This window comes from Pseudomonas brassicacearum, assembly GCF_003732265.1.
In the GTDB taxonomy this organism is placed as follows: Bacteria; Pseudomonadota; Gammaproteobacteria; order Pseudomonadales; family Pseudomonadaceae; genus Aquipseudomonas; species Aquipseudomonas brassicacearum_D.
In genome coordinates this window covers 1,160,962-1,181,965 of the sequence record NZ_MOBK01000006.1, presented here as the reverse complement: position 1 = coordinate 1,181,965, position 21,004 = coordinate 1,160,962, and the positions used below count along the sequence as shown (strand labels likewise).

At 54.1% G+C, this 21,004-nt stretch carries 20 protein-coding genes and 2 pseudogenes; 10 read left to right on the top strand and 12 right to left on the bottom strand.

Annotated elements, in window-relative coordinates:
- Window positions 1–129: 129 nt before the first annotated feature.
- From BK660_RS18470 to BK660_RS18460, 3 genes are read right to left on the bottom strand one after another with little or no spacing between them, the layout of a single operon-like run.
- Window positions 130–810: a glutathione S-transferase family protein gene (locus BK660_RS18470; RefSeq protein ID WP_123434451.1), complete on the bottom strand. Its 681-nt coding sequence runs from the start codon at window positions 808–810 to the stop codon at window positions 130–132.
- A gap of 32 nt (window positions 811–842) precedes the next feature.
- The gene (locus tag BK660_RS18465) at window positions 843–1,388 is read right to left on the bottom strand and encodes a cysteine hydrolase family protein (RefSeq protein WP_123434450.1); all 546 of its coding nucleotides are present in this window, start codon (window positions 1,386–1,388) and stop codon (window positions 843–845) included.
- Between the two features lie 44 nt (window positions 1,389–1,432).
- Window positions 1,433–2,056 (bottom strand): DJ-1/PfpI family protein, encoded by a 624-nt coding sequence (locus BK660_RS18460; RefSeq protein WP_123434449.1) that lies wholly within the window; start codon window positions 2,054–2,056, stop codon window positions 1,433–1,435.
- Between the two features lie 127 nt (window positions 2,057–2,183).
- On the opposite strand from BK660_RS18460, the pseudogene BK660_RS33085 reads away from it, so the two are divergent.
- Window positions 2,184–2,339, top strand: a pseudogene (locus BK660_RS33085) (alpha/beta hydrolase); the annotation flags it as partial.
- A 14-nt stretch (window positions 2,340–2,353) separates the two neighbouring features.
- On the opposite strand, the gene BK660_RS18450 reads toward BK660_RS33085, so the two are convergent.
- The 4 genes from BK660_RS18450 to cynR form a co-directional block, all read right to left on the bottom strand.
- Window positions 2,354–3,265: a LysR family transcriptional regulator gene (locus BK660_RS18450; protein ID WP_123434448.1), complete on the bottom strand. Its 912-nt coding sequence runs from the start codon at window positions 3,263–3,265 to the stop codon at window positions 2,354–2,356.
- Complete coding sequence (locus BK660_RS18445) at window positions 3,265–4,185, bottom strand: LysR family transcriptional regulator (protein WP_123434447.1); 921 nt, start codon at window positions 4,183–4,185, stop codon at window positions 3,265–3,267. Before BK660_RS18445 ends, BK660_RS18450 begins: the two co-directional genes overlap by 1 nt.
- 206 nt (window positions 4,186–4,391) lie before the next feature.
- Complete coding sequence (locus BK660_RS18440) at window positions 4,392–5,021, bottom strand: glutathione S-transferase family protein (RefSeq protein ID WP_123434446.1); 630 nt, start codon at window positions 5,019–5,021, stop codon at window positions 4,392–4,394.
- 151 nt (window positions 5,022–5,172) lie between these two features.
- Window positions 5,173–6,057, bottom strand: a complete 885-nt coding sequence (cynR, locus tag BK660_RS18435) for a transcriptional regulator CynR (protein ID WP_123434445.1) — start codon at window positions 6,055–6,057, stop codon at window positions 5,173–5,175.
- A gap of 130 nt (window positions 6,058–6,187) precedes the next feature.
- Between cynR and cynS the strand changes: the two genes are divergently transcribed.
- The 3 genes from cynS (at window position 6,188) to BK660_RS18420 (ending at window position 10,288) form a co-directional block, all read left to right on the top strand.
- Window positions 6,188–6,655 (top strand): cyanase, encoded by a 468-nt coding sequence (gene cynS / locus BK660_RS18430; protein WP_123434444.1) that lies wholly within the window; start codon window positions 6,188–6,190, stop codon window positions 6,653–6,655.
- A gap of 61 nt (window positions 6,656–6,716) precedes the next feature.
- Complete coding sequence (locus BK660_RS18425; protein WP_404942946.1) at window positions 6,717–6,959, top strand: DUF2790 domain-containing protein; 243 nt, start codon at window positions 6,717–6,719, stop codon at window positions 6,957–6,959.
- 425 nt (window positions 6,960–7,384) lie between these two features.
- A complete protein-coding gene (locus tag BK660_RS18420; RefSeq protein ID WP_185045109.1) occupies window positions 7,385–10,288 on the top strand; it encodes a winged helix-turn-helix domain-containing protein in 2,904 nt (967 codons plus the stop codon).
- A 12-nt stretch (window positions 10,289–10,300) separates the two neighbouring features.
- On the opposite strand, the gene BK660_RS18415 is transcribed toward BK660_RS18420, so the two are convergent.
- The 3 genes from BK660_RS18415 to BK660_RS18405 form a co-directional block, all read right to left on the bottom strand.
- Window positions 10,301–11,041: a cysteine hydrolase family protein gene (locus tag BK660_RS18415; protein ID WP_221178649.1), complete on the bottom strand. Its 741-nt coding sequence runs from the start codon at window positions 11,039–11,041 to the stop codon at window positions 10,301–10,303.
- A gap of 101 nt (window positions 11,042–11,142) precedes the next feature.
- Window positions 11,143–12,117: an alpha/beta fold hydrolase gene (locus BK660_RS18410; protein ID WP_123434441.1), complete on the bottom strand. Its 975-nt coding sequence runs from the start codon at window positions 12,115–12,117 to the stop codon at window positions 11,143–11,145.
- Window positions 12,118–12,426: 309 nt separating this feature from the next.
- Window positions 12,427–13,179, bottom strand: a complete 753-nt coding sequence (locus BK660_RS18405; protein ID WP_259698510.1) for a glutathione S-transferase family protein — start codon at window positions 13,177–13,179, stop codon at window positions 12,427–12,429.
- 483 nt (window positions 13,180–13,662) lie between these two features.
- Here BK660_RS18405 and BK660_RS32455 point away from each other — a divergent pair, with 483 nt between their 5' ends.
- The 3 genes and pseudogenes from BK660_RS32455 to BK660_RS18395 form a co-directional block, all read left to right on the top strand.
- Complete coding sequence (locus BK660_RS32455) at window positions 13,663–13,896, top strand: hypothetical protein (RefSeq protein ID WP_148057445.1); 234 nt, start codon at window positions 13,663–13,665, stop codon at window positions 13,894–13,896.
- Between the two features lie 46 nt (window positions 13,897–13,942).
- A complete protein-coding gene (gorA, locus tag BK660_RS18400) occupies window positions 13,943–15,304 on the top strand; it encodes a glutathione-disulfide reductase (RefSeq protein ID WP_123434439.1) in 1,362 nt (453 codons plus the stop codon).
- Between the two features lie 207 nt (window positions 15,305–15,511).
- Window positions 15,512–16,180, top strand: a pseudogene (locus BK660_RS18395) (aldehyde dehydrogenase family protein); the annotation flags it as partial.
- A gap of 71 nt (window positions 16,181–16,251) precedes the next feature.
- On the opposite strand, the gene rclC reads toward BK660_RS18395, so the two are convergent.
- The gene (rclC, locus tag BK660_RS18390; protein WP_123434438.1) at window positions 16,252–16,827 is read right to left on the bottom strand and encodes a reactive chlorine resistance membrane protein RclC; all 576 of its coding nucleotides are present in this window, start codon (window positions 16,825–16,827) and stop codon (window positions 16,252–16,254) included.
- Window positions 16,828–17,003: 176 nt separating this feature from the next.
- The gene (locus BK660_RS18385; protein WP_123434437.1) at window positions 17,004–17,345 is read right to left on the bottom strand and encodes a carboxymuconolactone decarboxylase family protein; all 342 of its coding nucleotides are present in this window, start codon (window positions 17,343–17,345) and stop codon (window positions 17,004–17,006) included.
- 109 nt (window positions 17,346–17,454) lie between these two features.
- Between BK660_RS18385 and BK660_RS18380 the strand changes: the two genes are divergently transcribed.
- From BK660_RS18380 to BK660_RS18370, 3 genes are all read left to right on the top strand, one after another.
- Window positions 17,455–18,360 (top strand): AraC family transcriptional regulator, encoded by a 906-nt coding sequence (locus BK660_RS18380; protein WP_123434436.1) that lies wholly within the window; start codon window positions 17,455–17,457, stop codon window positions 18,358–18,360.
- 237 nt (window positions 18,361–18,597) lie between these two features.
- Window positions 18,598–19,380, top strand: coding sequence for a sulfite exporter TauE/SafE family protein (locus tag BK660_RS18375; RefSeq protein ID WP_123434435.1), 783 nt, complete (start codon window positions 18,598–18,600; stop codon window positions 19,378–19,380).
- A 190-nt stretch (window positions 19,381–19,570) separates the two neighbouring features.
- The gene (locus BK660_RS18370; protein WP_123434434.1) at window positions 19,571–20,908 is read left to right on the top strand and encodes an OprD family outer membrane porin; all 1,338 of its coding nucleotides are present in this window, start codon (window positions 19,571–19,573) and stop codon (window positions 20,906–20,908) included.
- Window positions 20,909–21,004: the final 96 nt, after the last annotated feature.

The following is a 21,004-nucleotide window of genomic DNA, read 5'->3' as shown; positions in this document are numbered from 1 at the left end:
GGTCAAACTCGCGCTTACCGGTGATCATCAACTCAGCGTTTCGCAGGCCCACGGCCTGCAAATACTTCGCGGGCTCGAAGGCTTGAAAGGGCCTTTGAGCTAACACACTCACTAACAACAACGAATGAGCTAAGGAAGCTCATAGAGCTTTTTCCTGTCTTGCTCGGTTTGTCCCGAGGGGCGAATTAACTCCCCTTTAGCGTAGGCACGAATCACGGCTGGACGCGCACTGATTTTGGCTAACCACGCGGCTATGTGCGGGTATCCATCGAGTGTTATTCCTTGTTTGTCGTACTGAAGCACCCAAGGGTAAATCGCCATGTCGGCTATCGAATACTCGCCGGCGATGTACGGTTGCTCAGTCAGCTGTTTCTCCAACACCCCGTAAAGGCGCTCCGTCTCTTTACTGAATCTCGCCACCGCGAGCGGGACATGTTCGGAAGCAAAATTCAGGAAAAACACAGTCTGCCCCAGGATTGGGCCCAAACTCGCCGCCTGCCAGAACAGCCACTGCAGGACTTCAGCCGCCTGTTGGTTATCAGCAGGGATAAATTGCCTGTGCCGTTGTGCCAGGTACAACAAAATGGCACCCGACTCAAAAACTGACACGCCAGCCTCGCTATCGACGATAGCCGGAATGCGCTGATTCGGCGAAAGGCGGGTGTACTCGGCAGAAAACTGTTCACCCTTGCTGATGTTGATTGGGTGAGAGGTATAAGGCAGTCCCGACTCTTCAAGAAAGATGGCGACTTTCTGCCCGTTGGGCGTTGGCCAGTAGTAGTAATCCACAGCGCTAGAGAGATTGGACATTTGTTTGACCTCTGGGCAAAACAGCAAAAAAACTAGGCCAGATACTCATCTGCGCTTAGCACCTTGGCGTAACCAAATTGCAGGGCCGCCATGAAAGCCGCATGCACCAGAGGTGCAGGAACCTTGACGTGATTGAACTCCAGGTCGTGAGTCGTACAGGCATCGTGAATAACCGTCGTCTCGAAACCGAAGTCGTCAGACGCGCGAGTGACAGCATCAATACACATGTGGCTCATGTTTCCGACCACCGTGACCCGTTCGATCTCGTTGTGTTCAAGCACATGAAGCAGTTCAGTTTCGCGGTACGGGTTCATGAAGTGTTTGACGATAACCAACTCGTCCGCGAGGTTGCGCACCTTCTCGTGCAACTGCGCACCTTCGGTTCCCGGGACAAAAAACGGCGCATTGGGGGCTAAGGTTTCGTGACGGATATGGACGACTAAATCCCCCCGTTCACGTGCCGCACCGATCACACGAGCAGCATTGTCAGCGGCCGCGTCGGTAGCATTGAGTTCCCATTTACCGCCAGAAAAATAGTCATTCTGGATGTCAACGACGATGAGTGCAGTGCCAGTCATACAGTTACCTAAATAAATTATGGGTACAGAGCGAAGTGTTTGAATCAGGGGACTTGGGGTGTCTCGAACCATTCTTGAGACGGGGTCGCAAAGCGCATTTTTTTGCGGACATGCGCAGAGTTTTCAGCGCTGGTCAGTTTCTCCAGCAGCAGAAACGCGACTTCGGTAGCAGTGCCTGGCCCGCTTGAGGTGATGATGTTGTTATCGACGATCAACGGCCGGTCTACGAAATGAGCACCGGTCTCAAGCAGCTGACTTTTTCGTTTGCCACCTTCCTGGTGGTAGGTCGTGGCACTTCTTCCCCGCAGCACTCCAGCGACGCCCAGGCATACCGAAGACACACAGACACTGGCCACTGGTTTACCGGCCTCGACAAAGTGGCGGATGGTGTCCAGAAAGGGTTCGCTTAGTGCTTCCTCGTAAAAACCCGCGGGTTCAAAACCACCGGGTAATGCCAACGCATCAAAGCTGCTCAAATCCAGTTCATTCAGTAAGAAGCGCGGGGTCAGGGTGAGCCCAAACGTGGTAACGATTGTTCTACGAAGGCCGGCGTTGACCAATTCAATAGAGTCATCACCGATTAAATCGGCCCAGCCAAGCACATCGGTAAAGGCCGCCATTTCGAGAGGCTCAACGCCATTGGCCAACAACATAAGCACGCGTTTCATCAGGAAATAGCCTCCATCGGCGGGTGTGAATATCTGTCTGAGTGTGTGGGTGCATGCTCCGCTTTAACCGCTATTCGGAGAACGGCCAAAAAATACAATCCACTGTTTCGCTCACTGAAACGCTCATAAAGACAAGAACATTCCTGCACAGGCACAGGCGTTTATCGCTGAGCGGGCGCACGCCCAAAAGACCGTTGCGGTCAAAGGCGCGTCCCACGTTGTGATGGTGTCCAATCCGAAAGCCGTTGCCAGCGTGATTGAAACGACAGCTACCGCAAAGTAACCAGAGGCATTAACTCAGGGAGCATCCGCGCGCATGGCCGGATGCTCGCGGAGGCCGTCGACGATGAAATCGACAAAACTGCGCACACGCATCGATGCTTTGCGCCCCTCGCGGTAGACCACATGCACGGGCAACGCGGGTAACTCATAGGCTTGTAAAACACGACGCAATTGCCCGCTATTCAAATAGTCGTACAACGGATAGCTGAGGCAGCGCGTCAGTCCTGCACCGTGAGCTGTCGCATCGATGGCTGCCTGCACGGTGGCACAACTCAACCGCGTACGAGCCTTGATGGCATTTAGCTCTCCTTGCTGTTGAAAGTCCCACTGAACCTTGTCTCGATAAGCGTGCGTGGCAACCAATCGATGATGCCTGAGGTCCTCAGGTACTTGTGGTTCACCCTGTCTTGCAAGGTAAGCAGGGCTGCCACATACGATTGAACGCACATGACCGACAGGCCGCGCAATCAAAGACGAATTTGGCAAGTTGCCCACCAACACCGCGACGTCCAGCCCATCCTCATTCATGTTCGGAAACCGATCATGGTATTGGGCGAATACCCTGACCGCCGGATACATGCTCATATAATTTGCCAACATCGATGTCATGACATACCGGCTGAAAAGCAATGGCAACATCACCTTCAGATTGCCTTGAGCTTCGACATGCAGCCCCTTGGCAGAAGCTTCAGCCTCCTCAATCTCCTTGAGAATGCGCGAACAATCCACCATGAAAGCTGCACCGGCCTCGGTCAACGCGACCCCTCGCGTACTACGCACCAACAACGCTACTCCCAGCCGCGCCTCCAGCCGAGCAATGGCACGAACGACCGTCGGACCGGATACATCAAGACGGCGTGCTGCTGAGGCGAGGCTGGGACGTTCGGACAATGCCTCAAACATCTGCATCTCATGATAGCGATCCATCAGTCTGCGCTCTTCACAACGGGCTTCAGGGCGGCATCCTGGCCAAGTCGGTCCGCGAGAAAATTAACAAACGTACGAACCTTCGCGGGCACTCGATTGTTTTTTTGGTAAACCACCTGAATCGGTAGCGCTGGTGGCTCAAACTCCTGGAGCACCACCTCCAGCCCGCCATTAGCAACATGACCGGCTACCTGGTAGGACAAAACACGAGTGAGCCCCCAGCCCAAACAAGCAATATTGATTGCTGCCTGATTCGCGGTTACCACCAACCGTGGTTCAAAACGAAAGCTCAGTGCATTGCCTTCATTCACAAATTGCCAATCGCTCAAGAGGTGGCTGGCGGACGACATGACAATGTTGGCTGTACTCAACTCTCCAGGGTGCTGCGGCCTGCCGTACTGCTCAAAATAAGCAGGTGCGGCACATATTACCTGTCGCACTTCACCAACTTTGATGGCGTGCTGATTGTTCTCATGCAAATGCCCGATGCGTATTGCCACGTCTACGCCTTCGTCAGCCATGCTCACTACGCGGTCGACCAGCAAAGCATTGAGATGCACAGAGGGAAACTGGTCCAGGTACTCCGCCAACAGCGGCGCTATGTACAGCTCACCAAACATAACCGGAGCGGTTACTGTCAAGTGCCCGCGCGGTATCGAATAGCTGTCGGCGGCGGCCTCCTCAGCTTCATCGACTTCGTTCAGTATCCGTCGACAATCTTCCAGATAGCGTTGCCCTGCTTCAGTCAGGTGCAAGCTGCGGGTCGTTCGGGAAAGGAGTTGGGTGCCAATTCGTTCTTCCATCGCGGCGATTGCACGGGTCACGCTGGGAGGCGAGATATTCAACCGACGCGCCGCGGCGGCAAAACCTTCCTCCTCGGCCACCGCCATAAAAATCTGCATCTCATGAAAGCGATCCATGGGCGACCCTCTCTTGATCAAAGAACAACGAGGTATGTGATTGCGAACGCTTACAGCTCAATCTGGCAGTATTGTTGGCGATAGCGTCTTTCGCACGTTATGTGCCGGAGGTTTTTGCAAAAAAATGCTATTTGCAGGGAAAAACTGCGGAAAAAATAAAAAAGGGGCTTGCCGGAAGTCATTTCGGCAAGCCCCTTTGTTTTGAATCACGCTTCTTGCAAGCCTTTCGCGGTGCGTTGCATGCCAACGAAGTTCGGCAGAGCTTCGATACGGCTCAGCCAGGCACGGACATTCGGGTAGTCAGTGAGTGCGACGTTACCTTCCGGCGCATGGGACACATAGGTGTAAGCGGCAACATCAGCGATGGTTGGCTTATCGCCAGCCAGAAAGGTGTTGCGCCCCAGCTCTTCTTCCATGACTTTAAGCAAGCCATGAGAACGTTTGATGGCCTCTTCCGCGTCATAACCTGCTCCGAAAACGGTGATCAACCGGGCAGTGGCAGGGCCGGAATTGATCTGACCGGCGGCCACCGACAGCCAGCGTTGAACGTTGGCTTGATCGACTGGATCGCTTGGCAACCATTGCCCTTTACCGTATTTGGCGGCGAGATAAACCAGAATTGCGTTGGAGTCCGCCAGGACGGTGCCGTTGTCATCGATCACGGGCACTTGCCCAAAACTATTGCGAGCCAAAAACTCAGGGGTTTTGTGCGCGCCTTTCATCAAGTCTACAAAAACAAGTTCGGTTGGTAAGCCAAGCAGGGACAACATCAATTCGACACGATGAGCGTGACCGGACAAAGGGTGACGATAAAGTTTGATCGCTTGCTGGGACATGACGTACTCCGATTGTTGTTTGAGTTCGACCCGGTTATCGCGTCGAGGAAGCTATCTTCTCCTCCCCTCTCAAACACAGGAATGACCAGCTTTTACAATCCAGCATTCCGCAGGCTGAAATGATGAATACCAGCTTCCTGAATGTCGGGTTTTACGGGTCCACGTCCTTTCCCAGCATCAAGCTCATAAAAGCGACCGACGCTGCACTGTGATAATTGTTTTTGCGCCGCAGCAACGCGGCCCCGCGATGCGGCCCCTTTCCTACCAGCGCTATTTTTCGAAGGGCACGGTCCTGGGTGGCGATAGCTTCCGGAAGAATCGTGGCAACAGGCGTATGCCGAATGACCTCGAGCAATGTATTAACCGAGTTGACCTCAATCACAACCTTCGGCGTGATGTTGGTTTTTGCGAAGTATTCATCAATACAGACCCGCGTGACGAAGTTGGGTGTCAGGAGCGCGAACTCCAGCTGAGCAACCTGCTCCGAAGTCAGCGCGCTCTTGCATTCGTATAGCGGGTGATCTCGCCCGACCATCAGCCCCAAGGACTCGATAAATGCAGGGATCGATTCGATGTCGGCATTCCTGACTTGATCAAATGCAATGGCGATATCCAGGGAATCATCCGCCAACCCGGTTTCGATATCGCCCATCGACAACTCAAAAATCTCCAGATGAATGTTGGGATAGAGAGCCGTGTAGTCCCGAACCAGCGGGCCGACGAGATACGCCATAAAAGTCGGAGTCATTGCCAGGCGCAGGGTGCCGCGAGACAAATCCTTCACATCGTGAAGTGCTCGCTTACCAGCCGCTAACTCTACCAACACGCGACGTGCGCATTCGATATAGGCCTGCCCTGCATCGGTCGCCTTGACCGTGCGCGAGGTTCGGTCGAACAAAACAACTCCGAGCGTTTCTTCCAACTGCCGGATCTGTTGCGACAACGTGGGCTGGGAAACATGCAGCACTTGCGCGGCACGGGTGAAGCCGCCGTTATCCGCGACCGCCAACAGATACCGCAAATGTCTTAGCAGCATGGCAACTCCCCTCTATAGGCACTGCTTATGTGCTGCATTGTATATCGGTCTTGGACGCTATCGGTCTATCGGCAGAGGATTGCTTCACACCCAAGCAATACCAACCCAGCAAAACCGATAGGAGATACACATGCAACAGTCTCACGCTTACAACGACACCAGCCTTGAACTGACCGCCGAAATTCTGGAAGCCAAAGCCCGCAAAAACCTGTCCTTTGAAGACTTGGCTGAAGGCACCGGTCTTGGCCTGGCTTACGTCACCGCAGCCCTGCTCGGTCAGCACCCTCTGCCAGAAAAAGCGGCCAAAGTGATTGGCGACAAACTGGACCTGGATGCCTATTCCGTAGCGCATCTACAGATCATCCCGCTGCGCGGCAGCCTGTCGGGTGTCCCCACCGATCCGACCATTTATCGCTTCTACGAAATGATCCAGATCTACGGCACCACCCTCAAAGCCCTGGTTCATGAACAGTTCGGCGACGGCATCATCAGCGCGATCAACTTCAAGCTGAACATGAAGAAAGTCGAAGACCCGGAAGGCGGTCACCGTGCTGTGATTACCCTCGACGGTAAGTTTCTGCCGCTGCGCCCTTTCTAAACGGGTGCCGGCCCGCGCCCTTCGTGCGGGCCATCACTCAATACTGACTAGAGAAAAGCCCATGAAAACCATGAAAACCATTATTGCGTTGTTCCTCACCGTTGCTGCAGGTAGCGCGTTCGCCGCCAATGATGCACAGACCGGGCGCACTGGCTTCCCTTCGGATGTAGCGAAAACCATCAGCACTTCTGATACCAGCAACGCCTGCGGGGTCGTGCAAGCCGAGATGGTGTATGAAGACTCCAAAGGTGTACGGCGTGTGGCGACGTACCTGGTGGAAGGTGGTGGATGCAGCACGGGCTGAGTTAACACCCACCATCACAGACAACGCGCAGTCTAATCTGAAGTAATGTCCAATCGTCACGTCAGGCTAAACCTGAGAATTCAGAAAACCTGATTCCAAAGTATTTCAATGTCCGACGACTGCGCGCTCTGCCTACCCATTCAGCAAGGCACATCAGCCGATTCAGGCTGTGAGTTACAAATTTCATCACCCAAGCCGCACACGACGCCTACACTGCAGAATGAATAAAATTTTACACAGGGAGCTATCAGTACGGCACGCTTGGAACTGGAGTCACGGACGCTACACAGTGGGCTGCCAAGGTAAGTTCACCCACCGTCAGTGATGCCCATGAATATGGCCTCAGCTATCGAGTCACGTCCCCGATCAATTGATCGAAACACCCAGCGCCAAACCGCGCGAGCTTGCGGATCATGAACAGGTCAGTGCCTGGTTCATTGGATGCGCAAAGCCCCCAGTCGATAATCTTCGGCCACTTTCATCTGCTCCCTTCCCAAAGACTGTTATTGAAAAGCGGAACCCCGATAGATCTGGGTAGCCGCGCCCTCGACGTGCTTATTGCACTGGTTGAACATGCGGGTGAAGTGGTCAGCAACCGCGATCTGATTAGAACGGTTTGGCAGGACGTGATCGTGGATGAGAGCTGTCTGCGTGTGCACATTTCTGCGTTGCGAAAAGTATTGTCATGTGCCGAAAACGACGTGAGCTATATCACCAACATTCCCGGTCGTGGCTACAGCTTCGTAGCTTCTATATCCCACGCTCCAAGCTCTGACAGCGCACAAACATCGTACCAGTGCCCAGTCGGCGAACTGCCTCCACGCCTGATACGCATGATAGGTCGTGACGAAACCGTGCCTGCAGTCGCCGACCTAATCGAGTCTCACCGATTCGTAACGATTTGCGGCCCTGGCGGTATGGGCAAGACCACTGTTGCATTGGCAGCGGCCCACCATTTGGCGCCACATTTCCAGGGGCAACTGCTCTTTCAGGATTTGAGTGCAATCACTGATCCGAGTTTATTAGCGGGAACACTGGCATCCGCATTGGGCATTCAGTGTCGCGGTAACGATGTCCTTGAGGCGTTGATTACCTGTCTGCGAGGCAAGCGATTACTGCTGGTGCTGGACAGCTGTGATCACGTCATAGTTGCCACCACCCGCCTTGCGGAAAAACTATATGCGCAAACTGAGCAAGTGCACATTCTGGTCACCAGTCGCGAACCGTTACGGGCTGAAGGTGAGCACCTCTATCGGTTGTGCCCTCTAGCCTGTCCGCCAGAGCTGCGGGGATTAACGGCGGCGAGCGCGTTAACGTTTGCGGCGGTGCAGCTGCTTGTCGAGCGAGTTCATAACAACGACAACGCATACATCCTGACTGATGGCGACGCGCCAGTGGTGGGTCACATCTGTCGCAAACTTGATGGAATTGCCTTGGCCATAGAGTTGGTTGCTGGCCAGGTTGAAGCCTATGGCATCCGGGGCATCGCGGAGCTGCTCAACAATCGTGTCAGCCTGTTTTGGGACGGTCGGCGTACAGCACTGCCACGCCATCAAACGCTTAGGGCGATGTTCGATTGGAGCTGTGACCTGCTGTCTGAAACCGAGGCTATGGTGCTACGGCGACTGTCAGTCCTGACCGGTGTCTTCTCCCTTGAAATGGTCACGGAGATAGTCAAATCGCAAATCGATGAGTCCCTGGTCATTGACGCTATTGGGCGGCTAGTCACAAAGTCTTTGATCCTTGCTGAACGTGCCGATCGATCCATGCGCTACCGGCTGCCACATACGATGCGGGCCTATGCGCTGGAAAAATTAAGAGCGAGCGGTGAAGTCGACTTGACCACCGAACGTCATGCCATCTACCTGATTTCGCTCCTTGAGAGGCTCAACGTACCAGGTGAGACGCTCCCGGAATACCAGCGAATTCAACGCTACATCGAACAGTTGGGAAATATTTGCACAACTCTGGAATGGGCATTTTCCGAGCATGGAAACGCACTGCTCGGCATTCGTCTCGCGGCGGCATCCGCCCCGCTTTTCGTTGGTCTATCGATGCTCGATGAATGCCGACGCTGGAGCGAGCGGGCCTTGGCCGCACGAATGGAAGTCGCTAACGGAACCTCTCCGCGAAGGGTGCAGGATGGGACGTTCTCGATGTCCTCAATGCTCACGTCAGGCACTCTGCATGCATCGCCCACTACTCGCGAAAGGGGTTTTAAATACGTCGAGAATCTAGATGATGTCCTCTTTCCTCCACCCCGAAATTTCGTTACGAAAAGCGCTGGTGAATTCAGCGGGCACAGAAAGAGTCACCAGCAAAATTTGAGTCTTGGCGCGCGAATCACTGACCCTAAAGAGATCGCCATGATGCAATGGACACTGGGTGAAGAAAATCATCCTTTCGGTCAGAAGGAGTGGGGGTTGCGATCATGCAGAACGAAGTCAAATCCTGGGTTATTGAAAGTAACGGGTGATGACTTCTCCTTCGGTTATGACTATCGCATTCGCGCGCTGGCCTCCCTGGCTAGAGTTCTATGGTTGCGTGGCTACCCGGATCAAGCTGTACATATTGGCAGACAAGCTCTGGAGGATGCATACAACCTGCGACATCCCGCTACCATCTGTCTTTCAAAGATCTATCTAACGACAGTTTTCTTGTGGATTGGCGACTGGAAGGCAGCCCAAAATACGATTGATAAGCTCCTGTCAAAAGCACAACAAAACGCCTTCGAGACCGATCATGCGGCAGGCTTAGGATTGAAAGGCATCCTTCTGATTTGCCAAGGCCAAGTTGATGCAGGCATCCACCTTCTGCACGATTGCTTGAATGTGCTCAGCATCGGAAACCACCAGGTGCTCACAACCATGTTTGTGAAAAGCCTTGCAGAAGGATTCGCAGCCAAAGGCAGGTATGCCAATGCACTGGAAGTCGCTGGCGGCGCGCTAGAGATGATGGAGAACGTCGGAGAGACATTTGATACGCCCGAGATCCTGCGCGTCATCGCCGAATTGTACGCATTGCGCCCGAATCCAGATCTGGCATTGGCCGAGCAATACTTGAATCGATCACTGGCTTGCGCAGCACGCCAATCAGCATTGGCTTGGGAATTACGAGCAGCCATTTCCTTGACTCGTTTGCAACTGCTGCAGGGTCGGATTACCGAAGCAGGCGACCTGCTTCAATCGGTGTATTGCCGATTTACTGAAGGCTTTGATTCAGCAGATCTGTGCACGGCAAAACAGTTGCTGCACGCGTTGAGTCGACCAGAAAAATTGAAACTCATGACATGGGAGCTACCCCTCACGAGGCCAAGTCTGGCCCCGTGACAGGCTGTTCAATTACACCTTGCCTCCCAACATTCCGAGCACTTCCTCGGTGGTCCATACGGCGTTAGCCATGAACCGGTAGTTGATGATTGCGGCCAAGTAACCATCACCTTCGGGTAGTTTCGGTCCCGCCACTGCATCGCGCACCACCGCGACTTCGAACCCTTGTTCAAGCAGTTCACGCATGTGTGATTCGACACAGAGATTGGCAAGCATTCCCGTCAGAATCACCTGGTCAACGAGTTGCTTGCGCAGCTGAAGAGTCAAGTCGTTGACCTGCGGGCCGTAGAGCTTGTGAGGTGAGCAGACGAAGGTTTTGCCGTCTTCTATGTACGGCCTGAATTCGGGCATGAAATCGCTTCCCGAGTTGGCAAAACCATCCAGATCGAGAGCGCTCTTGCGATCAAAGAGTTTTATTGAATGCTGCATCACTTCGACGGGAGCCTGGATCTTCCAGTTGTGATCCGTGGCCCAGTAATAGTGCGGAGAAATGGCGACGGTAATGCCTGAAGCCTTCGCAGCTTTGAACAGGCTCAAGAGATTAGGAACAAGATTTTGCTCCGTCACGGATTCGCCAGTCATTCCCCATGCAAGCCCCTTGGAACTCATGAAGTCAATCTGCGGATCGATCACCACAAGTGCTGTCCGGGAAAGATCCAGCTTCATCGTCGATTTCGGCAATGCTGGATTTTTTGGGGCGGCGTACTTCTCAAGTCCTGCGGGGGGCGCTTTTTCAGCGCCAAAGGCAGGCATTGCGCCTGCTGCCATGGTTGCAACAGCGCCCATTACAAATGAGCGCCTGCCGATGGGACGGAATTTCTCAGACATGATTTCTCTCCAGTCAGTTGCGACCATCAACTGCGTAGAAATGCCAAAAGGTCCTTGTTGAGTTGCTCTCGATGGGTCTCCGTCAAACCGTGGGGCGCCCCCGAATAAACCAATAGGGTTGCGTCAGGAACAAGTTTTTTCGAGGCCCGGCCAGCGGCGTCGATAGGCACGATCTGGTCATCGTCTCCATGGACAATGAGAGTCGGTTTATCGAATTTTTTGAGGTCCTGGGTGAAGTCCGTTTCTGAAAAGGCCTTGATTGAATCAAAGGTGTTTTTGAACCCACCCACCATGCCTTGACGCCACCAGGAGTCGATCATTCCTTGGGAGGTTTTGGCCCCTGGCCGATTGAACCCATAAAACGGGCCCGCCGGAATGTCTCTGAACAATTGCGAGCGGTCGGCAATCATCCCGGCACGGATGCCGTCGAACACATCGATAGGTAAACCGCCTGGATTTTCAGCAGTTTTCAACATCAGAGGGGGCACGGCAGATATCAGACAGATTTTCGCCACACGCGATGTGCCGTGACGGCCCACGTAACGAGCGACCTCCCCCCCACCCGTGGAGAAACCCATAATCGTGGCGTTCTTCAGATCCAAGGTATTGATCACCGTGGCCAAGTCATCGGCATAGTGATCCATGTCATTCCCGTCCCACGGCTGGCTGGATCGCCCATGCCCACGTCGGTCATGAGCAATCACCCGGAAGCCTTGGTTTGCGAGGAAAAACGCCTGACCATCCCAGCTGTCAGAGTCCAGTGGCCAACCATGGCTCAAGGTAACGACTGGTCCGGTTTTCGGGCCCCAGTCCTTGTAGTAGAGCACTACCCCTTCGCTGGTAGAAATCGTATTGGCCGTGACGTTGTGTGATTTTGCTGGCGCAGCAGTTTGCGCCTGAGCGGCTTTCGGTAGCAGGGTAGTGACTGCCGCACCAACGCCGATCAATATCAGACTGCGGCGAGTCGCTTCATCATGGGAAAGCGGAGATTTGTCGGTCATTTTTCTACTCCGATAGCCAGCAGCAAGATCAGTGATACCTGATCTTGTCATGAGCGGGAGACCGACAAACTATGAGCGGCCGTAGGCGCGTCAACGAGTAAAGAGATGTAAAACGGTGTTATGAAGTGCAAAGCCCCCAACCATTTCTTTGCGCCACAAAAAAACGTTTTTACACACCCTCAATCGAGGATGTGTAAAAACGTCAAAAGAGGTTTCAAGCGTCAGATTCAAGCCTGTCCGCATGCCCGAATGTCGCGTCGGAGCCTAAGAGAAAACGTCTTGGCGTACTGAGCACGATCTGCAACGAAACTACTGCGGTGGGGTGGATGTGAAGCTGGGCAATGCCTGGATGCGGGACCACCAATCAGCAAAGCCGTTGATTGCAAACACTTGTTCTGCATCCGGAGTCATCGCCAAGTAAGCGCACGCCGGTGCCAGGTATAAATCGCCAATACTCAGCGACGGGCCGGCAAGAAATGGATCGCTGCCTTTGATCTTCATCAACTCGGTAAGCACTAGTTTCGACTTTTCGATGCCTTGCAGGCGAGAGGCATCATTCTGTCCTCCGATAAAGTCAGGGAACAGGTAATAACCGAAGACTGGAACCATCGAGCCATAGCCATAGGAGTCGTAAATTGACTGAGCCATATGACTTCTGGCTCGATCCCGCGGAGTTTTCGGGGTCAGCGAAGGCCCAGGCAAAACCTCATCCAGGTAGCTCATGATCGCCGCTGTTTCGATCACTCTGAAACCGTCGTGATCGACGACGGGTACCTTGCCGAATGCATTCCGTGCGAGGTGTTCCGGCGAATGCGGTTCACCCTTCATCACGTTTACCTGTAGCTGATTAAATTCCGCACCTTTTTCCTTGAGTAACATCTTCACTGTGCGCACGTATGGACTGCCGTCAAAACCATAGAGGGTGAGGCTCATGACGATTGCTCCAACATAGATGGACGTTATCGAGACCCTGGCTTGAGAAGTCGAGTTGCGATGCCAGAGATGCCGTGTCTGCAACACATCAAAAACGAGCTTGTGGGCATACGGAATCAACTGCGGCATGTAGACCGCGAGGAGGTCGTCGTCAATCAGACGTTGCTGTAACCGATGTTGGTGATGACGTACACCTTTGCAAGCCCATTCAATGTAGACCAATCCGTTGACAAGTGAACAAGAGGCTCCCACGAGTAACCGCCCCGCCCTTTTCCTGGTTCAACCTGTAAGTCGAGTGAAAAAGTACGCTCCCGAGCGCTTCAGCGAGGGCTCTCGGCTGACGGCGTTTGACCTTCTGCGCAAGCTTGCCGACCAGACGAATGGCAACGGCCAAGTGCATGATCCCGGTCTACGGACAAGTCACGCATGACATGACTTGGTTGGGTCGCGGTCTTAGCTTCAGTCGACGTTCTGACCCCATTGTTTCATCCAGCACAATTAAGTCATGACATCCTTGCCCATTCTCTAATCACCCCTTGATGGCGAGACTGGTACCAGAAGCAACTAACCGTTTCGGGTCATTGCAGCGTTCTTCATCTTGGGAGTCTTCACATGATTGATTTCAATCACTCCAGCATTAGCAGCTCATGGCCGGACTATTCGGTCATGTCGCAAAGTGAGCACGAAAGCGGCTTTCTACTCCCCCAACTGATGGGAGCGCTTGCCCGCGATTCCGGTTTTGCAGCGCTGAAAGATTGCTCTAAGCCATCTGCCGGCAGTGTTTTTTTCCTGAAGTTGCGCACTTCACTGAAGCGCGCGCTGACGCTTCGACACCCTACCCATTAATGACTTTGGACAGCCAAGAGCCGTTCACCCCTTGTAGAGAAATGAAATGACCTACGACTTTGATCTGTTTGTAATTGGTGCGGGCTCCGGTGGTGTACGAGCAGCACGTTTTGCCGCGGGGTTTGGCGCGAAAGTGGCAGTTGCCGAAAGCCGCTACCTCGGTGGTACCTGCGTCAACGTCGGTTGTGTGCCGAAAAAATTGCTGGTCTACGGTTCGCATTTTGCCGATGACTTCGAACAGGCCGAGGGCTTTGGCTGGACTGCCGGCAAAGCACAATTCGACTGGGAAAAGTTGATTACCAACAAGAACCGCGAGATCGAGCGACTCAACGGCATCTACCGCAAGCTGCTGATTAACAGTGGCGTGACGTTGCTTGAAGGCCACGCACGCCTGACCGATCCGAACCACGTCGAAGTCAATGGGCAGATCTTCAGTGCCGAACGCATTTTGATTGCGACCGGCGGCTGGCCACAAATTCCGGATATCCCGGGTCGTGAGCATGCCATCACTTCTAATGAGGCCTTCTTTCTGCCGCAACTGCCTAAGCGTGTGCTGGTGGTCGGTGGCGGTTACATAGCGGTCGAGTTTGCCGGAATCTTCAACGGCCTGGGTGCCGACACGAGCCTTCTGTATCGCGGTGATCTGTTCCTGCGCGGGTTTGATAAATCAGTTCGCACCCACCTGGTGGAAGAACTGACCAAACGCGGTCTGCAACTGAAATTCAATACGGATATCGTCCAGATCGACAAACAATCGGACGGCAGTCTACTGGCTACGCTCAACGACGGTAGTCAACTGGAGACCGACAGCATTTTCTACGCTACCGGGCGGCGGCCAATGCTCGATAATCTGGGCCTGGAGAATACCCGCGTCGAACTCAATGAGAAGGGTTACATAGACGTCAACGACAACTATGAAACTCGTGAACCTTCGATTCTTGCGTTGGGTGATGTGATTGGCCGAGTGCAATTGACCCCGGTAGCTACGGCAGAAGGTATGGCAGTTGCGCGCCGCCTGTTCAAGCCCGAGCAATATCGCCCAGTAGATTACAGGCATATTCCTACCGCGGTATTTAGTCAGCCAAACATTGGCACCGTTGGACTGACTGAGGAGCAAGCGCTGGAGAATGGCCACAAAGTGACAGTCTACGAGAGCCGCTTCAAGCCGATGAAACTGACCCTCACGGAGTCATCCGAGCAGACGCTGATGAAGCTGGTGGTGGATGCACGTACTGATCGAGTATTGGGCGCGCATATGGTCGGTCCGGACGCAGGGGACATCATTCAAGGGCTGGCAATCGCTCTGAAGGCAGGTGCGACCAAGCGCTTGTTCGATGAAACCATCGGTGTGCACCCCACTTCGGCAGAAGAGTTTGTAACCTTGCGTACACCTGTCGCCGGCAGCTGACGTGGGTGGTTGATCGGATACATTTTTCGGTCGACCACACCGCAGTGAAACCGCTTCATGTCCCTTGCACTCGAACGTTTAGTCTCACTCCCGAGCTGGCAGCTCGCTTCCAGCTCGGGAACCACCTGTTGGTGGAGCGACCAGCAGTGAGTTGTTATTGATCCCGTTGGCTGACCAGCAGGCCGCGGCGGTAGCTATCGAGCGAGCCAAGGCGCGTGGTCGCTCGACCACACCGATGCTGATGCCACGCACTTCGCCGCCGTGATGCGCAACTCCCTCGACCGCAAGGTCTGCAACCCCCTGAACGTTTGCATAATCCACGGCGACCGCGCTGCCGAACTGGTGTCGCTGTTTCTCGGCGCGTTGCAACAGGCTGGCAAGGTACAGGGCCAAGGCTGCAAATTGCACATCGTCGAAGGCAACGAGGCGTTCCTGCCAAAGGATTGGCAAACTGCGACCATCGAGGTCTATCGCGCCGAAGGCTAACGCACCGAAGCGCTGGCCGAATCGCCGCCGGAAGATCAACTGGGTCGTGAGTGGGAATGGGAAGAAACCCCGGAAAGCAGCCTGAAGATCGTTGACGACCTGGACCCTGCGATTGCCTTGTTCAACTGCTACAGCCCGCAGTTCACGGTGTCGTTGATCAGTGAGGATGACGCGGCACATGAGCGCTTCTACAACGCGGTCAACGCGCCATTTGTCGGCAACGGCATCACGCGCTGGGTCGATGGGCAGTACGCGTTGAATAAGCCGGAGCCGGGTCTTTCGGACTGGAAGAGTGGTCGATTGTTTGCGCGCAGTGCGATTCTTTCCGGCGATGGTGTGTTCACCATTCGCAGTCGCATGACGCAGGTCGATCTTGGCGTAAGGCGCTAGTCACAACCTTCAGCGACCGCCAACAGCGCGGTCGCCGACGCTCTGAACACGAGGTTGGCTGGTATGCGTAATTAAACGCGACGTTCGCGGAGTAATTGTCGGGCGGAGTCCGCCATCACAGGAAGAGAGCCGGCCAGCATCAGTACGTCCTTGAGTACCAGGCGACCGGCACCGGACAGATAGGGAAAGCCGTGTTGGCCATCGCCTAGCGCACCAACCCAGGCTTCAGGTGTGGTGATCAGAAAGGTCAACGTCACCAGTGGCGTACCGAAGGCCATCGCACCACCGAGCAAACCCGTACGTCGTGAGATCGGGTTGGACAGCACCAATAATCCAATCAGGATTTCGACAACGCCCAGGCCAGTAGAAAAGCCATACGTGTTGTTGGCTGTCTGCCAGGCACGCTTGTCAGCATTCAGTTCACCTTCATGGGTGAGGTGCGCTTTGTATTCCTGCGGGTGCTCATAGAAGAACGACATGAACGGGCTGTTGGCAACAAACGGCGTGATGCTATCTGCCTCGTAAGGGATGAATTTGAGGAAACCAATCCAAAGGAAAACCACAGCGATTGCCAGTCGCATGAGTGATGAGCCAAACGTGTCAACTTTACTGATGAACCGTAGCCAGCCAGTGAATGAGGTGAGCATGAGACTTCTCCGAATAATTGAATGTGGAGCCAGTCTGGGGGGTTTTCCGCCGGCACTTTTGTGCGTCATGCTCAAGTTATTGCTTGATCCTCTCAAGGTGTCCTTGAGGTTTTTAAGGCATAAAAAAAGCCCCGGAACTTCACAGTGCCGAGGCCTCAGAGGAATGATGTAGCCGCTCAGTTTTTCAACGAGTCATACGCCTCAAGCGTGCGCAGCGAATAGATGTATGCAGCGCCAGCGTTCATCGAAATTGCCGTAGCCAACGTCGCAGCGACCTCCTCGCGACTCGCACCAGCCTTGATCGCTGCATTTGTGTGAGCGGCGATACAACCGTCGCATCGAGTGGTGACGGCAACAGCAATCGAGATCAGCTCGCGTGTTTTGACATCCAACACATCATTTTCGGCAGCGGCTTCACCGAGGGCCATGTAAGCCTTGACCATTTTAGGGTTGCTCTTGCCCAGTGCGCCAAAGGCTTTCTGGATGGTGGGCAACAATTCGGACCAGTTACTGAACATTGCATTAACTCCTGAGCAGGTTGGTGTACTGTTTCTACACGCTCAGTTTTCCCTTACGGCGCGATTTGAGTTTGTTCAATCCGCTCAGTTTTTTCTGCGAAGCTCTCAAATGAATTCAATCGATAAACTCATAAGCTTGGCTAACGTTCGAGGGAGTCTCGATCTGCGATGTCAGTTTCAGGGGGACTGGGCTCGTGATCACGAGCAGGAGGTCCTGGGAAAGGCGCCTTATCACATTGTGCTGGAAGGTGAATGCCGGGTGGAGTTTCCGCAGGGTCAGCGCCTGCCAATGCGAGCCGGAGACATATTGCTGCTGCCACGTGGAGCGCCGCATGTCATGCATAGCCCTGGAAAAACGGTTGAGCCCGTCGCGCCGAAACTCGTCTCTGGCGGGGTATTACCGATATACCGCATCGGTGGCGTCAGCAAGGATCTGGATATGCTTTGTGGTGGTTTTCACTACAACCGGGCTTCACTGTTGTTTGCAGCCCTCCCTGAATATCTGGTGATCCCTAGCGGTGCCCTACCCGCCAACGGACCCTTAGCGGCGCTAGTCGAACTGTTGCGTGGTGAAGCAGATGGCGACCAGGTCGGTGCACGATTTTTGCTCGATGCTTTTTCTCAGGCGTTGTTCACGTTGATCCTTCGCGCACACTTGGCCAGCCATGGACACGATAGCGGTACGCTGGCCTTGCTCAGCGATAAACGCTTAGGCCGCGCTTGGCAGGCGATGTTGGCTGACCCGGCTCACGAGTGGACAATTGAAGGCTTGGCCGAAACCGCGAGCATGTCGCGCGCGACCTTTATGCGGGCATTCGTTCGGGTAGCTGGCGTATCGCCGTGGGTGTTATTGACGCAGGTCCGAATGGAGTTGGCCTTCAGCCTCTTGAGTCACTCACACTTGGGATTGAGTGATATTGCGGCCCAGGTCGGGTATCAATCTCAGGCGGCATTCAGCAAGAAATTCAAAGAGATTTATGGAGAAGCGCCCGGGAGAGTGCGACGCGGAATCTAGTTTCTTCGATATTTTCATCTGCCGGAGAAAAGCACACTCAGTTCGACCTACTAGCCTGACCATTGCATCAGATGAAACGCTGGATTGTACAAGCTGGTAATTCCGAAGTTTTTGACAGCAGCGGAAGATGACCCGTCGACACGGACACCGAGTCGAATACGCTTCCCTACCTGACATCGCATGTTGAATTCGCGCAATCGCCGCGTCAGCAACAGGCCATGGTCTCCGGAGATTACCGTGGAATTTCTGCTCTATCTGGCTCTCGGCGCATGTGCCGGAGTATTGGCTGGTTTGTTTGGGGTCGGCGGCGGCCTCATCATCGTCCCAGTGCTCGTGTTCAGCTTCACCCTCCAGGGCTTTGACAGTTCGGTACTGACTCATCTGGCGGTGGGCACTTCACTTGCAACCATCATATTTACAACGATCCTGTCCGTACGCACCCATCATCGCGCCGGCGCGGTGAACTGGAAGGTGTTCGCCTGGATGACAGTCGGAATTCTTATCGGCGCCGGTTTGGGCTCAGTGACTGCAAGCTTCATCGCCGGCCCGGATTTGCAGAAAATCATTGGTGTGTTCGCAATAGCAGTCGCGATCAAAATGGCGTTGGACTTCAAACCCAAAGTCAGCCGTGGCTTGCCAGGCAAACCTGCGCTGGCCATGGCGGGGATTGTTATCGGCTGGGCATCGGCTATTTTTGGAATCGGTGGAGGCTCCATGACTGTGCCGTTCCTGACCTGGCGCAGCCTGACCATGCAGCAGGCCGTGGCAACATCATCCGCTTGCGGCTTCCCAACAGCAGTAGTGGGCACGATCAGCTTCATGATTCTTGGATGGCACGATCCAGTGTTGCCAGAACACAGCCTCGGTTTTATTTACCTGCCGGCAGTGATTGGCATCGCCCTTACCAGCATGTTTTTCGCACCCGTCGGTGCGAAGCTCGCTCACAAGCTGTCACCCAGAATCCTGAAGCTGCTTTTCGCGCTGATGCTGGTAGTGGTTGGTATGGATTTTTTGACATGACTCGTCAGTCGAGTCGTCCACCCTCGCCGAAGCGCTTGTGGCTATTTTGCCAAGGGTGGACCTTACCCCCCCTCTAGCGGGACTGCTGCTAAGCTATCCGGATCGACTAAAAACCAGATAAGAACAGCTTCATTTTTCAAATGGCAAGGTGAGTCAGTTTTCAATCAGCGCCGACAACTCAGGAGCTTTTATGGAAAGAAATACCTTGCCAGTTGCGATGATTCTCGCTGGTTTCTCAATCGGTACCCATGCCGCAGACTCCACAACGCATGGTTTCCTTGAAGACAGTCAAGCGACCATCAGTTCTCGCACAATGTATTACTCAAACGATAATCACGAGGGCGGGGCCGACCAGCGCGAAACAGCAACAGCGCTTAAGTTCGGTTTCGTATCGGGGTTTACTCAAGGCACGGTAGGGTTTGGCCTCGACATATCTTCGTTGGTTGCCATCCATCTGGACGGCGGCAAAGGCCATCACCCCGACGCTAACACGTTCTTCCCAAGTGACTCTGACGGCTCCGCCGTTCACTCATGGGGCAGAGCAGGCGCGAATATCAAAACACGTCTCTCAAAAACAGAGTTAGCCGTCGGCAATGTTTTCACGCCTAACCTGCCGATTCTTGTTGCCACAGATTCACGGCTCGTCATACAAAATTTTGGAGGCGGCATCCTCACCTCCAAGGAAATCGATGGCCTCACACTTACAGCCGGTAAGCTCGACCAATCCTCAGGGCGGGCTACCAGTAACCCCACGGGATTGTCCGTTGCAGGTGGCACACAAGAATCGAACGATTTTCGCTTCGCTGGCGGTGACTGGAAAGCGACCAAGGACCTGACGTTTCAGTACTACTTCGCCAAACTCGAAAACTACTACAAACAGAATTTCCTTGGCCTGGTTCATGTCCTGCCGCTAGGTGACGAACAGTCCTTCAAATCAGATTTGCGGTACTTCGATAGCAGTTCCGACGGAAAAAATGGCGACGCCGGATACCGTTTCAACAATAACGGGGGTTTTGCCAAGACCCCAGGGGAAGTCGACAACAAAACCTGGAGCGCCATGTTCACCTACAGCCTGGGTGGTCACGCATTGATGTTAGGCCACGAAAGCGTCAACGATGATGGGGGCTTCGTATGGCTCAACCAGGGCAACGTTGTAGACAGTCATAACAACCCAGAGGGAAACGGAGGCACAGCTTTTTATCTGTTCACTGACGCGATGGTGGGCAACTTTTCCAGGGCTGGCGAACAGACCAATTTCGGTCAGTATTCCTACGATTTCACGAAGCTCGGTATGGCAGGGTTGAAAGCCTCGTTCTCATACCTGAGCGGCGACAACATCAAAGACATTCGAGGTGGAAGCGATCACGCGGAATGGGAACGTGATTTACGGATTGACTACGTCATTCCAATCGGGCCATTGAAAGGCTTTGGGACGACCCTGCGCCATGGAACTTATCGCGGTGACAACTCTGCGCTACCAGACCAGGACCAGACACGCCTGATCTTCAACTACAGCTATTTGTTGTAGGTCCCCACAACCACGCTGCGTACTGAGCCATTCAAGCGGGACTTCTCCATCACACGGACTATCGCCCTCGACGCGGGCGTTTTGTGATGGATACCT

Bases quoted from the DNA above. Each gene is read 5' to 3' on its own strand.
- BK660_RS18470 (WP_123434451.1), bottom strand. From the start codon at position 810: ATGTCCAATCTCTCTAGCGCTGTGGATTACTACTACTGGCCAACGCCC.
- BK660_RS18465 (WP_123434450.1), bottom strand. From the start codon at position 1,388: ATGACTGGCACTGCACTCATCGTCGTTGACATCCAGAATGACTATTTT.
- BK660_RS18460 (WP_123434449.1), bottom strand. From the start codon at position 2,056: ATGAAACGCGTGCTTATGTTGTTGGCCAATGGCGTTGAGCCTCTCGAA.
- BK660_RS18450 (WP_123434448.1), bottom strand. From the start codon at position 3,265: ATGGATCGCTATCATGAGATGCAGATGTTTGAGGCATTGTCCGAACGT.
- BK660_RS18445 (WP_123434447.1), bottom strand. From the start codon at position 4,185: ATGGATCGCTTTCATGAGATGCAGATTTTTATGGCGGTGGCCGAGGAG.
- BK660_RS18440 (WP_123434446.1), bottom strand. From the start codon at position 5,021: ATGTCCCAGCAAGCGATCAAACTTTATCGTCACCCTTTGTCCGGTCAC.
- cynR (WP_123434445.1), bottom strand. From the start codon at position 6,057: ATGCTGCTAAGACATTTGCGGTATCTGTTGGCGGTCGCGGATAACGGC.
- cynS (WP_123434444.1), top strand. From the start codon at position 6,188: ATGCAACAGTCTCACGCTTACAACGACACCAGCCTTGAACTGACCGCC.
- BK660_RS18425 (WP_404942946.1), top strand. From the start codon at position 6,717: ATGAAAACCATGAAAACCATTATTGCGTTGTTCCTCACCGTTGCTGCA.
- BK660_RS18415 (WP_221178649.1), bottom strand. From the start codon at position 11,041: ATGCCTGCCTTTGGCGCTGAAAAAGCGCCCCCCGCAGGACTTGAGAAG.
- BK660_RS18410 (WP_123434441.1), bottom strand. From the start codon at position 12,117: ATGACCGACAAATCTCCGCTTTCCCATGATGAAGCGACTCGCCGCAGT.
- BK660_RS18405 (WP_259698510.1), bottom strand. From the start codon at position 13,179: ATGCCGCAGTTGATTCCGTATGCCCACAAGCTCGTTTTTGATGTGTTG.
- BK660_RS32455 (WP_148057445.1), top strand. From the start codon at position 13,663: ATGATTGATTTCAATCACTCCAGCATTAGCAGCTCATGGCCGGACTAT.
- gorA (WP_123434439.1), top strand. From the start codon at position 13,943: ATGACCTACGACTTTGATCTGTTTGTAATTGGTGCGGGCTCCGGTGGT.
- rclC (WP_123434438.1), bottom strand. From the start codon at position 16,827: ATGCTCACCTCATTCACTGGCTGGCTACGGTTCATCAGTAAAGTTGAC.
- BK660_RS18385 (WP_123434437.1), bottom strand. From the start codon at position 17,345: ATGTTCAGTAACTGGTCCGAATTGTTGCCCACCATCCAGAAAGCCTTT.
- BK660_RS18380 (WP_123434436.1), top strand. From the start codon at position 17,455: ATGAATTCAATCGATAAACTCATAAGCTTGGCTAACGTTCGAGGGAGT.
- BK660_RS18370 (WP_123434434.1), top strand. From the start codon at position 19,571: ATGGAAAGAAATACCTTGCCAGTTGCGATGATTCTCGCTGGTTTCTCA.